This is a genomic window from Bosea sp. NBC_00550 (genome assembly GCF_026020075.1).
Classification (GTDB): Bacteria; Pseudomonadota; Alphaproteobacteria; order Rhizobiales; family Beijerinckiaceae; genus Allobosea.
The window spans coordinates 293956-308616 of sequence record NZ_CP102773.1; the positions used below are offsets into that span (position 1 = coordinate 293956).

Genomic DNA, 14661 nt, shown 5'->3' on the forward strand with positions numbered 1-14661 from the left:
GGCGGCAGCTTCGTTGATGGTGCCATCATAGTCAACTATCTTGTTGACAATATCGAGAGGCACGCCCTTAGTGAGACTGCCCGGCCGGTCTGACGATGAGCGAAGCGGCAGGGCGACAGGCGCGCCGGGACGAACAGGCCCGCCGCCGCATCGGCCCTCCCTCACCTCGCGACGGCACGGAATGACCAGGAAAATTGAGCTCAAGGACCTCAGGAGCCAGAAATGGTTCGGCGCATCGGGCCAGCCCGGCAACCACAAATCCTACCGCACCAAGCAGATGGGCTATGCGAGCGAGGATTTTCAGGGAAAGCCGGTGATCGGCATCCTGAGCACCTGGTCCGACCTGAATAGCTGCCATACGCATTTCCCGCAGCGGATCGAGGAGATCAAGCGCGGCATCTGGCAAGAGGGCGGCTTCCCGGTGGTGATGCCGACGCTCAGCGTCGGCGAGACCTATGTCCGCCCGAGCACGCTCATATACCGCAACCTCCTCGCCATGGACGCCGAGGAGATCCTGCGCTCGCATCCGATCGACGGCGTCGTGCTGTTAGGAGGCTGCGACAAGACCACGCCCGGCCTGATCATGGGCGCTGCTTCGATGAACATCCCGGCGATCTTCGTGCCGGCGGGCGCGATGCTGCGCGGCCATTTCCGCGAGAACTGGAATCTCGGCACCGGCTCCAGCACCTGGAAGGCGCTGGCCGATTTCCGCGCCGGCAAGATCGACGAGAAGACCTGGCGTGCCTTCGGCGAGGGCACGGCCCGTTCGCCCGGTACCTGCAACACCATGGGCACGGCCTCGACCATGACGAGCCTGGTCGACGTGCTCGGCTTCACCTTGCCGGGCGCGAGCTCGATCCCGGCGGTCGATGCGCGCCATCCGCAAATGGCCTCGATGTGCGGGCGCCGGATCGTCGAGATGGTCTGGGAGGACCTGCGGCCGAAGGCGATGGTGACGCGCGCCAGCTTCCTCAACGCAGTCATCGCCGACATGGCGCTCTCGGGCTCGACCAACTCGCTGATCCACCTGATCGCGATGGCGCGTCGGCTTGATCTCGAGCTCTCGCTCGACGATTTCGCCGCGGCGAGCGAATCCGTGCCGGTGATCTGCAATGTGCAGCCGAGCGGCTCCTACCTGATGGAGGATTTCTTCTATGCCGGCGGGCTGCTCGCGCTGCTCAAGCGGCTGGAAGGCCATCTCGACCTTTCCTGCCTGACCGTCACCGGCAAGACGCTAGGCGAGAACATCGAGGGCGCTGAGGTCTATAATGACGACGTCATCCGGCCCTCCGAGAACCCGGTCTACGGCGCCGGCGGCCTCGTCGTCATTCGCGGCAACCTTGCCCCTCGCGGGGCCGTGATCAAGCGTGCCGCGGCCGATCCGAAACTGCAGAAGCATACAGGCCCGGCCGTGGTCTTCCCCAACTTCAAGGACATGCTCGCCCGCATCGACGATCCCGAATTGCCGGTGACGGCCGACAGCGTACTCGTGCTGCAGGATGCCGGGCCAGTCGGCGCGCCCGGGATGCCGGAATGGGGCATGCTGCCGATCCCAAAGAAGCTGCTGGAGCAGGGCGTGCGCGACATGGTCCGCATCTCCGACGCGCGCATGAGCGGCACCAGCTACGGCACCTGCGTCCTCCACGTCTGCCCGGAGAGCCGCGTCGGCGGCCCCCTCGCCTTCGTGCGCGACGGCGACCTGATCTCGCTCGATGTAGAGGGCCGCGTCCTCGACCTGCTGGTTGACGAGGCGGAACTGGAAGAGCGCCGCAAGGCCTGGACTCCGCCACCGCCGCATTACGAGCGCGGCTACGGCATGCTCTATTCCGAGCACGTGCTCCAGGCCGATGAAGGCTGCGACCTCGACTTCCTGGCGAAGCAGGGCGTCATCCCCGATCCGGAAGCGCGGTTCTCGTAGGCGCTTATCGTACACTCTTAGTCATCCCGGGCGACCGGAGGTCGACCCGGGATCCATGCCGGAACGCAGCCAATCGCAATTCAGGCATGGATCCCGGGTCTGCGCTACGCTCCGGCCGGGATGACGTTGAGGCTTTTCAGACCCGCGGCACCTTGGCCCAGGTGCCCGTAGCGGTCGATTCCAGGCACGCCTCCACAAAGGCCAAGCCCTCGGCTCCGTCGACTGCGCCCGGCGCCTGCATTGCGAACGGATCGGCCGGCTTGCCGGCTCGCCGCGACGCGACCAGCAGAGCGAAATCTGAATAGATATTGGCGAAAGCTTCGAAGAAGGCTTCGGGATGACCGGGCGGGATGCGCGTCGCGCGACGGCTATAGGGATGTAGCGTCGGCAGGCCGCGCGTACGAATCTCGGCCGGGCGCGCATTGCGCATCACCCGCAATTCGTTGGCCGTCGCTTGCGTCCAGGCCAGTCCGCCGGCCTCGCCATAAGCTTCCAACGATATCGCGTTCTCGGCCCCAGTCGCCGCCTTGGTCGCGAAGAGCATACCGCGCACCCCGCCTTCGAGCCGCAAGATCACCGAAGCGGTGTCATGCGTCGCCCGGTCCGGCAGCGCGGGGCCGACATCGGCCAGCACGGCCTCGACCCGTCGCCCGGTCACGAAGCAAAGCAGTTGATGCGCATGCGTGCCGATATCGCCCATGACATGGCTCAAGCCCCCGCGCGCCGGATCGAGCCGCCAGCGCAGCCGGTCCGAGATCGCCTCTGGCTTATCCTCGACGCGCGTGCCGAGCGAGCCCTGGACATAGGAGACGGTGGCAATCCTGAGCGGGCCGAGCTCGTTCTCGGCAACGGCGCAGCGTGCCTCGCGGACCATCGGGTAGCCGGAATAATTATGAGTCAGGCTGAAGACGAGCCCGCGCGAGCGCGCCTTCTCGACCAGCGCGAGCGCGCTTTCCAAATCATTGGTCAGGGGCTTGTCGCAAATCACGTCGAGCCCGGCATCAAGCGCCATCTCGGCATAGGCCTGATGGCTGTCGTTCGGCGTCATGATCGCAACCGCATCGATGCCGTCGGGCCGCTTCGCCTCCTCGGCGATCATGGTCGCTATGTCGGCATAGCCGCGCGGCAGGCCGAGCGCCTGCGCCTCGGCAAGCGCGCGCTCCGGCTTGGACGAGAGCACGCCCGCCACCGTCTCGAAGCAATCGTCGAAGCGGGCCGCAATGCGATGGACCGGGCCGATCAGAGAGGCACCACCACCGCCGATAAGGCCGAGGCGGACGCGGCGCCCGAGAAGTTCCGTGACGGCGGCATGCATGGCGGCACCTTTCGTGGATCTCAGGGCGCTAGGATATACGGCTCTCAGCCCTTGAAAGCTGGCTCCGGCAAGCCCTGGACGCCGGGCTCGGCAACGAAGATGCCGCCGGCCAGCGGCTCGCGCTCCAGTTCCTCGGTGGTCATGCCCTCGCGCGCTGTGGTGATGTAGAGCGTCCGCAAATCCGGGCCGCCAAAGGCGCACATCGTCACGCGGCTCACGGGTAAGTGAATGATCCCGTCCATCTTGCCTTCCGGCGTGAAGCGCACCACGGCGCCGCCGACCCAGCGCGCGCTCCAGTAGCAGCCATCAGCATCGACTGCCGCGCCATCGGGCCGGCCGGGCGCCGGGCCCTTCTCCAGCCAGAGACGCTGGTTGCTGGCCATGCCGGTGCCCGGATCGTAGTCAAAGGTATAGACCCTCTCGGCCGGACTGTCGGCCCAGTACATGCGCTTGCCGTCGGGGCTGAAGGCGAGGCCGTTGGCGACGGTGACGCCGCCGGCGAGACGAACCGTGTCGCCATTAGGATCGAGCCTCCAAAGCTGTCCGGAAGACGACGTCCGCGCCACGTTCATCGAACCGGCGACAAAACGCCCCGCCGGGTCACAACGCCCATCGTTAAACCGGTGATCGGCAAGCCCCGCCTCGGGCGCGGATAATTGGGCAATCGCGCCGGTCTCGGGATCGAAAGTCCAGAAGCCCTGCTCCATGGCCATTACGAGACCGCCCGCCTCGCGCAGGGCGAAGCAGCCGACGCGGCCAGGCATCGGGAAGATGCGGTGCGCGCCGCTGGCGGGGTCGAACCGTTGCAAGCGTTTGCCCGGGATATCCGTCCACCACAGGCATTGGGTATCGACGCTCCAGACCGGGCCTTCGCCCGTTTCGGCGCGCACGTCGAGGAGGAGGTCGGCATTCAGGATCATCGATCTGCTTCCTCGATCGTCGGCGGCGTCTTCGGCTAGTGGGCGCGCCGCTGCGACATCCTGCTCAGCAAATTGGCTTCAGATCAAAACATTGTCAACAATACAGTCGATGATTTTGTAGACTATCTTGATTGCCCGTTGTTCTGTGCTAGACTGTTTTCTGGCGCAATGAAATTCGTGCGTCGCGCCTCGTGAGGAACGGTGCGGGAATTATGGCGAGAGGGGCATGGCGGTAGCGAAGGCGAAGGATGCGGTGGTTTCCGACCCCCGCACGATCACTAACAGGCTCGAAGAGGACATCGCGCTCGGGCGCATCATGCCTCGAGAGCGACTGATCGAGGAGGAGCTGGCACTTCGCTTCGGGGTCAACCGACACGTCATCCGACAGGTCCTAATGGAGCTAGAGACCATCGGCCTGATCATTCGGCAGAAGAACAAGGGCGCGACCGTGCGCGACCTGCTGCCGGAAGACGTCATCAATATCTACGCCGTGCGAGAGCTGCTGGAAGGCAAAGCGGCCGAGCTGATCCCGCTGCCGGCTCAACCCGATGTCGTCAAACATCTGAAGGATATTCAGGAGCGGCACAGCAAAGCCGCCGATGCCGGCGACCTTGCCAATGTGTTCCGCCTCAATCTGCTGTTCCACAAGACCTTCTTTGCGGCCTGCGGCAACCCTCATCTCGCCGATGCCATACAGCATTTTGCACTTAAGGCACATATCGCCCGTTCGCTCACGGTGGGTGATCCAAAGCTATTGCGGCGAGCAATCGAAGAACACGCAAAAATCGTACACTATCTAGAGACATCCGACCGGGAGAACCTTGTCAGGCTTGCAGTGGACCACATCATTCCATCGCGGGAAGCCTATCTCGAAACCTATCGACGTCGGTTCGGTGATTTCAAGACTGCGTGAGCACCAGCATAGAGGAGCCAACCGATTGCGCTTTCGGACGAAATCGCTGCGACACGTCGATAAAGACCCGTGAGATTTTATTGAATCAGGATCGGCAATGCCCAGAAAAATGCAGCTTCAACGGGGGGCAATTGGGCGCGCGAGGACGACACCGAAAACTTCTTCAAGGAAGCTCGCATAGGAAAGCTGCTCAAGCTCGCCCCGCGGCCGGGCCACCACCTGCATGCCCACCGGAAGACCCTCTGCGGTGAAGCCACACGGCATGGACAGGGCCGGCGCCGTAGTGAGCGTGATGGCATAAGCTATGGCGAGCCAGTCCATATAGGTCTCGAACTTCAGCCCCGCGCACTCCTCGACATAGGGCAGCTCGTTGGGAAACGGCGGAACAATTGCCGCCGGCGTCAGCAACAGGTCGTAATCGTCGAAGAATGCGAGCGTCCGGACGATCAGCTCGGCGCGCTTCGCATCGGCATCGATCAGCTCGGCCATGCCGAGCTTCAGCCCCTTCTCGACGTTCCAGATCATCTCCGGCTTCAGCATATGCGGATAGTCGCGCAGCTTCTGGCCGTGGCTGGCGGCGAAGAAATGGGCGCGCAGGGTCTGGAAGGTTTCATGCACGCCGGAAAAATCCGGATGCGCCTCCTCGACGATGACGCCCTCCCCAGCCAGCTTCCCGGCAGCAGCCCGGCAGATCGCGGCAACCTCCGGATCGACCGGCGTGATGCCCAGATCGGCACTGAAGGCGATCTTGCGCGGCTTGATTGGCGCAAGAGCGGCCGAGAGGAAGCTTTCGGGCAGGCGCGGCAGGGAGATCGGATCATCGGCATTCTCGCCGGCGAGCGCGTCGAGAAAGAGTGCCGCATCGGCGATATTGCGCGCCATCGGTCCTTCGGCGCCAAGCAGGCTGCCCGGCGTCGTGCCGGGATCGCGGGCGACGCGACCGGGACTCGGGCGGAAGCCGACGACGCCACAGAAGCTAGCCGGCGTCCGCAGCGAGCCGCCGAGATCGTTACGATGCGCAACCCAGGCCATCCCGGTCGCGAGCGCCACGGCAGCACCGCCTGACGAGCCGGCTGCGGAGCGGCTCCGATCCCAGGGATTATGCGTCATCCCGAAGACTTCGTTGAAGGTGTGCCCGCCTGCGCCGAATTCCGGCACGGCGGACTTACCGAAGATCACGCCACCCTCGTTCTCGACCTTCTGGACGAGAATGTTCGAGCGCTGCGGAACAGCGGACGAGGCTCCAGGCGGCGCACCAAGCCTGCGCCGAGGCTGCCGGAGCGGAGGACGCGGAGGCTTTCTATGCGGCCAATCTCGATTTCCACGAGCTGATCGCCGCCGCGAGCCATAACCGCATTCTGCAGGACGAGTTGCGGCGGCTGACGCTCAAGATCTCACCCTATCGCCGCACCATCACCTACCAGCCCGGACGGATGCACTCGTCCATCCCCGAGCACGAGCGCGTAATGGAGGCGATCGTGCGGGGCGATGGCGTGCAGGCGGCGCAGATGATGCGCTCGCATGTGACCCTGCTCGGCGAAGGGCTGTCGGACCTGCTGCATTTCCTGCGCACCTCCGGGCAGCACGGGCTGCTGACGGAGATTCCATAAAGTCCACTACCCCATATGCCGCAGCCCTCTCACCATTTGGCTGAGTTGCGCCAGGTCCGGACGTTGAGACAATGCCCGGAAGCAGACCTTGCCGCGTGATATGTCGCGGCCAAAATCGATCCCGTGAACCATTCGCGGCGCACGGTCGGACGATCGAGATCTGGCGCAACGTGGCCTCTGACTGCTTAGATCGGCATGCCAGCCGCGACATCGGTCAGCACGAGTGCGATCGGCCGAGCCTTCGCATCGAAAGTCCAGCCTTCAGACTTCCTCCTCGGCATGATCACGCTCGAATTCCCAGACCCGCTCGAAGCCGATTATCCGGGTGAACTCGCCGAAGGGGTAGAGCTCCCCTGCCCAGCCTTGCGTCGAGCCCGTCGCCTTGATCTGGGTGTAGACCGATTGCAGAGCGCTCGCCGCGGCGAGCAGCCCGGCGACCGGATAGATCGCGATCTTGTATCCGAGCCCTTCCAGCTCGGCACGGCCGAGGATCGGGGTGCGCCCGCCCTCCACCATATTGGCCAGCAGCGGCACATCGAAGGTGCGGCCGATGCGTTCCATCTCCTCGTTGGTCTCGGGCGATTCGATGAAGAGGATGTCGGCGCCGGCCTTCAGGAAGGCCTCGCCACGGCGCAGCGCCTCATCGAGGCCATGGGCCGTGCGGGCATCGGTGCGGGCGATGATCTTGAAGGCGGCGGATGACCGCGCTTGGGCGGCGACCTTGATCTTCCGGGCCGCGTCTTCCAGCGGGATGACCCGCCGCATCGGCGTATGGCCGCATTTCTTCGGGAATTCCTGATCCTCGAGCTGGATCGCCTGGGCGCCGCTCGCCTCATAGCCGCGCACGGTGTGGTCGACATTGAGCAGGCCGCCATAGCCGGTATCGCCATCGGCGATGAGAGGCGTCGCCGTGCCCTCGGCGATCTGCCGCACGCGCCCGACCATGTCGGAATAGGTCGCAAGCCCCGCATCCGGATAGCCGAGATGGGAGGCGACGACGCCAAAGCCCGTCATGTACAGCGCCTCGAAGCCGGCCCGGTCGGCGAGCTTCGCCGAGACGAGGTCGTAGACGCCGGGCGCGACGATCAGGCCGGGCTGGCGCAAGCGTTCGGACAATGTCTGGGGCATCGAGGATCCTTACGTCGGAAGGAAGGCCCCGGCCGCCGGGCAGCGGCCGGGGCGATCGCGCTCGCGAGCGCTTACGGGGCCGGGTAGGTGATCTTGGCGGCGGCCTTCTCGGCCGGCCAGACGACCTCCTGCCCGCCATCCGGCTTGTACTGCACGGCTATCATGCTCTTGTCGGTGATGAGCTGATGCTTGCCGCCCATCTCGGAGGCGGTATAGGCGACCTTGCCGTAGGGCGTGTCGAAGGTCATCGAGCCGAGATTGGCCAGGATTTTCGCCCGGTCCCAGGAGCCTGCCGCCTTGGCCGCGTCGCGCAGCGTCTGCATCGCGACATAGCCCTGGACCGCGCTCGACACGACCTCCCCGCCGCGCTTGGCCTCGGCCTTCTTCACCCATTCCGCCAGGCCGGGAGTGGTCTGCTTGGCCGACCAAAGATCGATGACAACGACGTTGTCGCCGGCCGTGCCGAGATCGGAGCGCTTCTCACCCGCGCCCTGCGTGACGAGGAGCTTGGGCTTGACGCCGAGCTGCGCGGCCTGGCGCGCGATCTGGATGTTGTCACCGGAATAGCCGATCAGGAAGAGCACATCGGGGTTGAGCCCCTTGGCGCGGTTCAGGATCGGCGAGAAATCCGGCGTGCCCGCCCGGAACGGCTCGTTCATCACGACGTCGAGCCCGGCCTCCTTGGCGTATTGCTGCGTGAACTTTGCACCGTCGGTGCCGTAGAGCTTGTCCTCATAGGCGATGGCCAGGGTCTTCACGCCGGGGATGCTCTTGAAGAAGTTCACCGCCGCCTTCTGGCGGTGATAGTCCCAGATATAGACGTGATAGTACCAGTCGTACTTGCCGAAGCCCTCCTCCAGGCGAACCGAGGAGGAGCCCGGATGGACGAAGATCGGCTCGTAGCGCTGCAGCGCGTTGAGCAGCGCGAAGTCCGATGTGCTGCCGAAGCCGCCCACGAAAGCATCGACCTTGTCCTGCGTCGCGAGCTTCGCGGCGATGGTGGCCGACGTGTTGGCCTCGCCCTTCGTGTCCTCGACGACGAGCTCGATCTTGCGCCCGAACAGGCCGCCGGCCTCGTTGATCTCATTCGTGGCGTACTGGATGCCCCAGAGGATCTGCGTTCCACCGCCGGCCAGCGCGCCGGTCAGCGGCAGTGGCACGCCGATCTTGATCGGCTGCTGTGCGGACGCCGCCGTCGTGGCGAGCGCTGCCCCGGCGAGCACGGCCCCGGCCGCAAGATGTCTAAGCCTGCTCCACATCCTCTTATCCCTCCGTGAATGGCCTGCTCGTGACGGCAGGCATTGGCCTGGATTCCCCGGTTCACAATCCGAGGTAGGCGATCCTGAGTTTCTCGTTGCCGGCGACCTCCTGCATGGTGCCCGTCAGCGCGACATGCCCCTCATCGAGCACGAGGCAGGTATCGGCGACACTTATTGCCGCGGCGAAGTTCTGTTCGGCCATCACGATAGCGCAGCGGCTCGCCGCCTTGATCCGTCCCAGTGCCTCGAACAGCTCCTCGACCAGCTTCGGCGCCAGTCCGGCGGAGGGCTCGTCGAGCATCAGCACCCGTGGCTCGATCATCAGCGCGCGGCCGATAGCCAGCATCTGTCGCTGGCCCCCGCTCATCGAGCCGGCAAGCTGGCCGCTGCGCTGGCGCAGCACCGGAAACAACTCGAACACCACCTCGCATAGCCGTTGCCTTTCGGCATGGGCACTGCGAGGCGACAGCGCCTCGAAGGCACCCCGCAGGTTCTCCTCGACGGTGGCATTGGCGAAGCACCGGGCTCCGTCCGGAACGAAGGCGATGCGGGAACGGGCGAGCTGCCAGGGCGACTGCCCCGACAGGTCCTGCCCATCGAGCCGCAGATTGCGGCGCAGCGTATCGACGGTTCCGGCCAGCGCGCGCAGCGAGGTCGTCTTGCCGGCACCATTGGGCCCCAGCAGCACCAGCAGCTCGCCACCGGAAACATGAAGCGAGAGCTTCGGCACCACCGTGAGCTCGCCGTAAGCCGCCCGCTCGATCGTGGCTTCGAACCTGTTCACAGCGAGAACCCCTTGCCGAGATAGGCCTCCCGCACGCTCTCGTCACGCAGCACCGTCTCCGGCGCTCCTTCGGCGAGCAGCCGGCCCTGATTCAGCACGATGGCGTGGCCGCACAGGCGGGCGATGATCCGCATTACATGCTCGATCACCACCACCGTGACACCGGATGCGTGGATCTCCCGGACGAGGCTGATGACCTGGTCGGTGTCCTCCAGGCTGAGCCCGGCCATCGCCTCGTCGAGCAGCAGCACCGAGGGGCGACAGGCCAGCGCCCGCGCAATCTCGAGCCGCCGCAGATCCGAGACGGAGAGCTGGCCGCAGCGCGTCGTCACCGCCGGCCGCAGCCCGCAATAGCGGGCGAGCTCGGAGACATCGCTCGCTCCGCCCGGCAGCGGCCGAGGCGAACTCACATAGAGCAGCGGAACCGCGATCACCTCCTCGATCGTCAATTCCTTCGGCACGCGCGGAACCTGGTAGGTCCGCGCCAGGCCGCGATGGACGATCCGGTCGGGCCGCAGGCCGGTGATGGATTCGCCCCCGAGCGCGACGCGCCCGCTGCGCGGCGGAATCTGGCCCGAGACCATGTTGACGAAGGTGCTCTTGCCCGATCCGTTCGGCCCGATCAGCGCCGTGATCGCTCCGGCCGGGATGGCGAGCGTCACGTCGTCGATGGCCTTCAGGCCACCGAAAGCGACGGTGCAGCCCTCGATGCGGAGCGCGGTCACGATGCGAGCCTCGGTTTGGCCTGGGGCTCTCCAGGCTGCGGCCAGCGGCGGCGCAGGCGGTTGCGGAAGAAGCCGACGAGCCCCTCCGGCATGCCGACGATGAACAGGATGATCACGGCGCCGTAGACGACCTGATAGCCGACGCCGCCGACGAAATGGCGCGCGACCTCCTCGAGCAGGCGCAGCACGACCGCGCCCACTACCGGGCCCAGCGTCGTGTCCATGCCGCCGAGGATCGTCACCGCCAGCGGCAGTACGTTCCAGTTCGTCGTGAAGACGTCCTCGGGGATCACATAGCCGTAGAGCCCGCAATAGCAGGCGCCTGCTAGCCCCGCGACCATGCCCGAGACGGCGAAGGCGAGCACCTTCAGCCGCGTCACCGGCACGCCGGACGCCGCAGCGAGATCGGGATTGTTGCGGATCATGAAGAAAGCCGGGCGGAAGCGGCGGCCGAGGAAGACATCGCTGACCACGGCCGCCGCAACGAGGCAGCCCGTGATGAAGGCGAGCTGCAGCGGAGGCGAACCGCCCGCGATGACCGGCGGCATGATCCCGGTCGAGCCGCCGGTGATGCCCGGCGTGACGAGGATGACGACATGGATCGACAGGCTGAAGGACAGGGTCGCGATGGTGAAGTAGAGCCGGCGCAGCCGCAGCGTCACCGAACCGAGCAGCACGGCCACCAGCCCGCAGACCAGGATGCCAGCGATCCAGCCGAGCACCATGCCGAACAGGGGCGTCAGCAGGGCAGAGCCGTAGCCGCCGATGCCGAAGAACGCAGCATGCCCGAGCGAGACCTGTCCCGTCCGCGAGAGGATGTCCCAGGCCAGGGCCAGGATGGCCGAGATCGCCGTCCCGATCGCGACTTGGATCAGGAAGGGACGGTCCGTGGCCGCGATCAGCAGCAGCGGCGCGGCGATCGCGACATAGAGGCCGAGACGGGGAAGGAGGCCGCTCATGCCTGCACCTGCCGACCGAAGAGCCCGCTCGGCCGCACCAGCAGGACGAGCAGCAGGATCAGGAAGGCGACGCCGAAGCCCCAGCTGCCGCCGCCGGGAACGAAGGTGCCGATCAGCCCCTCGACCAGCGCCAGGATCGCGGCGCCGACGAGCGCGCCGGGAATGTTGCCGAGACCGCCGAGCGCGATGATCGCGAAGGCACGGATGACGAGGTCGACGCCGACCGACGGCTGGACATAGAGCACGAGCGCGACCAGCCCGCCCGACAGGCCCGCGGCCGCGCCGCCGATCACGAAGGACAGCTCGAAGATGCGGTCGACATTGATGCCTGCATGCATGGCGAGCACGGGATCGTCGCTCGCGAATCGCATCTGCGTGCCGTAGCGGGTGTGGTTCTTGATGCCGAGCATCACGAGGAAGAGCAGAAGCCCGACCAGCGCGACGACGATGTTGTTGCCGGGCACGGTCACTCCCGCGAACTGCAGGCTCGGCAGCAGCGCCGGCGCCTGCATCACGCGCGGATCGGGCGACCAGAGGATGATCGCGATATTGAGCAGCAGGATCGACAGGCCGAGCGTGGCCAGGAGCTGGTTGTGCTCGTCCTGCTTCAGCACCCGCGCCAGGAACAGCCGGTAGACCAGGATCGAGAAAGCCCCGAGCGTCACGCCGGAAGCGAGCATGCCGAGCCAGGGCGAGACCCCGAAACGGGTATAGAGACCATAGGTCAGGAATGCGCCGAGCATGACGAATTCGCCATGGGCGAAGTTGATGATCCGCGTCACGCCGACCGTCAGCGTCAGCCCCGCCGCCACCGCGGCATAGAGGCCGGCGATGCTCAACGACAGGAGCACGGCCTGTATGATCGAGGCCGTCATGGCGCCGGACCTGCGAGCCGTCGGGTCTCAGTCATCGAGCGCCTCCGCCGATGCCTCGGAGAAGTCGAGCAGCCTGGACTTGTATTCGCTGCGCGGCAGCGTGCCCGGCGGCACGAGATGGATCGCCGTGGTCACCACCAGCGTCGCGCGGATGTCGGCTTCGATCCGCTCGCGCAGGCCATCCGGGGTCGCGCCCGCCTCGGCAAGCTCCACCACGACCTTCAGCGGCGGGGCCTGCTTCACCCCCTTCGCCGTGGGCCGGACCGAGACCACCCCGGTCACGGCCGGCGCGAAACGGTTGACGATCTCGCGGATCGCCGAAGGGAAGACGTTGACGCCGCGCACGATCAGCATGTCGTCGGTACGACCGATGCAGCGCACCCGCGGCGCCGTGCGCCCGCAACTGCAGGGGCTCGTCCAGACCACGACATGGTCGCGGCTACGGAAGCGCAGGAGCGGCGCACCACGGTGCTTTAGATGGGTGTAGACCAGCTCGCCCTTCGCGCCGTCCTCGACGGGGACCTGCTTGCCGGTATCGGGGTCGATGAGCTCGAAATGAACGAAGCCGCGACCGGAGAAGTGCATCCCGTGCTGCTCCTCGCACTCGCCCCACAGCGAGACTGAGATGTCGCCGATGCCCATCGCCTCGGTGACCTTGGCGTTCCAGGCCTCCTCGAGCTTCTCGCGCATAGCCGGCTCACCACCGCCTGGCTCGCCCGCCACCATGATGCGTTTGATGCTGCTGTTGCGCAGATCGAGGCCGCGCGCCTCGCCGATCTCTGCGAGATGCAGCGCATAAGAAGGCGTGCAGGCCAGGATCTGCGGCTTCAGCAGCTTCACCGCGGCGAGCAGCCGCTCCGTATTCCCGGTGCCGACGGGGATATGGCAGAGCCCAAGCCGCGGGAAGGCGTCGAGTGCCGCCCCGGCGACGAAGGGGCCGGCATTGTAGGTTGAGACGATGCGCTCGCCCTTGCCGAGCCCGCTGGCGCCATAGCTGCGCGCCGAGGTCCGGATCCAGTTGTCGAGGTCGCCCGCGGTCAGCGGGATGTAGCTGGGCAGGCCGGTCGTGCCGCTCGTCGAGAAGATGCGAACCACGTCTTCGAGCGGGGCCGCGAGATGCGTTCCGATCGGGTCCGCCTCGCTGCGGCTCTGGCGCAGCTCGTCCTTCTCCGTCAGCGGCAGGGCGCCGATCTCGTTGAGGCCGCCCATGGCCTCGGGCGAGGCGAAGCCGCTCGCCTGCAGCTTCTCGCGGAAGAAGCGCGAGCGGCCGTAGAGATAGCGGAGCTGCTCGCGATAGAGCGTGTCGTCCTTCGCGCGCTGCTCGGGCCAGGGCAAGGTTTCGATATCGGGTTCCTGCAGCATCTGCCCGGTCCTCAGCTCAGTTCGCGGGGTCGTAGGTGACGGCTTCCTCGGCATGGTGTGCGAGGAGGAAGCCGATCGGGCGCCGCTGTTCCTCGGCCAGATGCCCGAGGATGCCCGCGGTGCGGGCCAGGATCGGCACGGCCTTGATCATGCTGTGCGGGAAATCGAGGTCCATCAGCACGGCCGCGATCGGGCCGGAGACGTTGAGCGGCATCGGGCGTCCCCAGGCGGTGGCGACCGCGCCGCGCATCCGCTTCAACAGGTCGAGATGGCGGCCGGCGATGCCGCGCTCCTCGACAAGGTCGAAGATACGCTCGGTGCGCGGATCGACAGGGTGATGGATCGGATGGCCGAAGCCCGGCATCTTGCCGCCGGCGCGCCGCGTGCTCGAAGCGATGTCGTTGACGACGGCGTCGGGGTCCTCGCCGGCATCGACCCGCGCCGCCGCCTCGGCCAGGACCTTGGCGCAGAGCTCCGCCGTGCCCAGAACGACCGTGCCGCAGCCGAGGATGCCAGCCGCGACCGCGCCCTGCAGGCTGTCCGGCGCCGCGGCCAGCGTCATCCGCGCCGCCTGAGCGGTCGGCGTGAGACCATGCTCCGCTATGGCGACGAGCAGCAGGTCGAGGAAATAGCGCTGCTGATCGGATGGCTTCTGGCCCGTGACGAGGAAGAAGAAGAAATCGGTGAAGCCGTAATGGCCCATGATCTCGCTGGTGAAATCCTTGCCGCGGATCTCGATGCGATGCGGTTCCGACATGCAGATGCCGGTAACCGCTGGACCTGCCTTGCCAATCAACATGTCACCTCTCCTGATGCCGGGCGCGCGAAGAGAGTCGGCTCGGCAGAGCCGAGCACTGGCGTCCGGGCTGGACTTGGGCGTTTCCTCTTCGCCG

14 protein-coding genes are annotated in these 14661 nt (G+C 66.2%); 3 read left to right on the forward strand and 11 right to left on the reverse strand.

Going from position 1 to position 14661, the window contains the following annotated elements:
• Positions 1-181 precede the first annotated feature (181 nt).
• On the forward strand, positions 182-1918 hold the full coding sequence (araD, locus tag NWE53_RS28405; RefSeq protein ID WP_265055070.1) for an L-arabinonate dehydratase: 1737 nt from the start codon (positions 182-184) through the stop codon (positions 1916-1918).
• A gap of 136 nt (positions 1919-2054) precedes the next feature.
• Here the strand turns inward: araD and NWE53_RS28410 are convergent, their stop codons facing one another.
• On the reverse strand, positions 2055-3233 hold the full coding sequence (locus NWE53_RS28410) for a Gfo/Idh/MocA family protein (RefSeq protein WP_265055071.1): 1179 nt from the start codon (positions 3231-3233) through the stop codon (positions 2055-2057).
• A 44-nt stretch (positions 3234-3277) separates the two neighbouring features.
• Positions 3278-4153 carry an SMP-30/gluconolactonase/LRE family protein gene (locus NWE53_RS28415; RefSeq protein WP_265055072.1) on the reverse strand — a complete coding sequence of 292 codons (876 nt, stop codon included), beginning with the start codon at positions 4151-4153 and terminating at the stop codon, positions 3278-3280.
• 226 nt (positions 4154-4379) lie between these two features.
• Between NWE53_RS28415 and NWE53_RS28420 the strand changes: the two genes are divergently transcribed.
• Positions 4380-5066, forward strand: coding sequence for a GntR family transcriptional regulator (locus NWE53_RS28420; RefSeq protein ID WP_265055073.1), 687 nt, complete (start codon positions 4380-4382; stop codon positions 5064-5066).
• 117 nt (positions 5067-5183) lie between these two features.
• Here the strand turns inward: NWE53_RS28420 and NWE53_RS28425 are convergent, their stop codons facing one another.
• Positions 5184-6245, reverse strand: a complete 1062-nt coding sequence (locus tag NWE53_RS28425) for an amidase (protein WP_265055074.1) — start codon at positions 6243-6245, stop codon at positions 5184-5186.
• On the opposite strand from NWE53_RS28425, the gene NWE53_RS28430 reads away from it, so the two are divergent.
• The gene (locus NWE53_RS28430) at positions 6215-6676 is read left to right on the forward strand and encodes a GntR family transcriptional regulator (RefSeq protein WP_265055555.1); all 462 of its coding nucleotides are present in this window, start codon (positions 6215-6217) and stop codon (positions 6674-6676) included. The genes NWE53_RS28425 and NWE53_RS28430 overlap by 31 nt on opposite strands.
• Before the next feature lie 261 nt (positions 6677-6937).
• Here NWE53_RS28430 and NWE53_RS28435 read toward each other — a convergent pair whose 3' ends face one another.
• From NWE53_RS28435 to NWE53_RS28470, 8 genes are all read right to left on the reverse strand, one after another.
• Entirely contained in the window at positions 6938-7804 is an 867-nt protein-coding gene (locus NWE53_RS28435; protein WP_265055075.1) for an isocitrate lyase/PEP mutase family protein, read from the reverse strand.
• Between the two features lie 71 nt (positions 7805-7875).
• Entirely contained in the window at positions 7876-9063 is a 1188-nt protein-coding gene (locus NWE53_RS28440; RefSeq protein ID WP_265055076.1) for an ABC transporter substrate-binding protein, read from the reverse strand.
• 61 nt (positions 9064-9124) lie between these two features.
• The gene (locus NWE53_RS28445; protein ID WP_265055077.1) at positions 9125-9847 is read right to left on the reverse strand and encodes an ABC transporter ATP-binding protein; all 723 of its coding nucleotides are present in this window, start codon (positions 9845-9847) and stop codon (positions 9125-9127) included.
• Positions 9844-10572, reverse strand: coding sequence for an ABC transporter ATP-binding protein (locus NWE53_RS28450; RefSeq protein ID WP_265055078.1), 729 nt, complete (start codon positions 10570-10572; stop codon positions 9844-9846). The genes NWE53_RS28445 and NWE53_RS28450 overlap by 4 nt, the downstream gene beginning before the upstream one ends.
• Positions 10569-11531 (reverse strand): branched-chain amino acid ABC transporter permease, encoded by a 963-nt coding sequence (locus NWE53_RS28455; protein WP_265055079.1) that lies wholly within the window; start codon positions 11529-11531, stop codon positions 10569-10571. The genes NWE53_RS28450 and NWE53_RS28455 overlap by 4 nt, the downstream gene beginning before the upstream one ends.
• The gene (locus NWE53_RS28460; RefSeq protein WP_265055080.1) at positions 11528-12406 is read right to left on the reverse strand and encodes a branched-chain amino acid ABC transporter permease; all 879 of its coding nucleotides are present in this window, start codon (positions 12404-12406) and stop codon (positions 11528-11530) included. Before NWE53_RS28460 ends, NWE53_RS28455 begins: the two co-directional genes overlap by 4 nt.
• A gap of 27 nt (positions 12407-12433) precedes the next feature.
• Positions 12434-13768 (reverse strand): phenylacetate--CoA ligase family protein, encoded by a 1335-nt coding sequence (locus NWE53_RS28465; RefSeq protein WP_320109587.1) that lies wholly within the window; start codon positions 13766-13768, stop codon positions 12434-12436.
• A gap of 16 nt (positions 13769-13784) precedes the next feature.
• Positions 13785-14567 (reverse strand): citryl-CoA lyase, encoded by a 783-nt coding sequence (locus NWE53_RS28470; protein WP_265055081.1) that lies wholly within the window; start codon positions 14565-14567, stop codon positions 13785-13787.
• Positions 14568-14661: the final 94 nt, after the last annotated feature.

Excerpts from the sequence above, each read along its gene's own strand:
- NWE53_RS28420 (WP_265055073.1), top strand. The coding sequence starts at position 4,380 with ATGGCGGTAGCGAAGGCGAAGGATGCGGTGGTTTCCGACCCCCGCACG.
- NWE53_RS28460 (WP_265055080.1), bottom strand. The coding sequence starts at position 12,406 with ATGACGGCCTCGATCATACAGGCCGTGCTCCTGTCGTTGAGCATCGCC.
- NWE53_RS28410 (WP_265055071.1), bottom strand. The coding sequence starts at position 3,233 with ATGCATGCCGCCGTCACGGAACTTCTCGGGCGCCGCGTCCGCCTCGGC.
- NWE53_RS28470 (WP_265055081.1), bottom strand. The coding sequence starts at position 14,567 with ATGTTGATTGGCAAGGCAGGTCCAGCGGTTACCGGCATCTGCATGTCG.
- NWE53_RS28465 (WP_320109587.1), bottom strand. The coding sequence starts at position 13,768 with ATGCTGCAGGAACCCGATATCGAAACCTTGCCCTGGCCCGAGCAGCGC.
- NWE53_RS28415 (WP_265055072.1), bottom strand. The coding sequence starts at position 4,153 with ATGATCCTGAATGCCGACCTCCTCCTCGACGTGCGCGCCGAAACGGGC.
- NWE53_RS28435 (WP_265055075.1), bottom strand. The coding sequence starts at position 7,804 with ATGCCCCAGACATTGTCCGAACGCTTGCGCCAGCCCGGCCTGATCGTC.
- NWE53_RS28440 (WP_265055076.1), bottom strand. The coding sequence starts at position 9,063 with ATGTGGAGCAGGCTTAGACATCTTGCGGCCGGGGCCGTGCTCGCCGGG.
- NWE53_RS28455 (WP_265055079.1), bottom strand. The coding sequence starts at position 11,531 with ATGAGCGGCCTCCTTCCCCGTCTCGGCCTCTATGTCGCGATCGCCGCG.
- araD (WP_265055070.1), top strand. The coding sequence starts at position 182 with ATGACCAGGAAAATTGAGCTCAAGGACCTCAGGAGCCAGAAATGGTTC.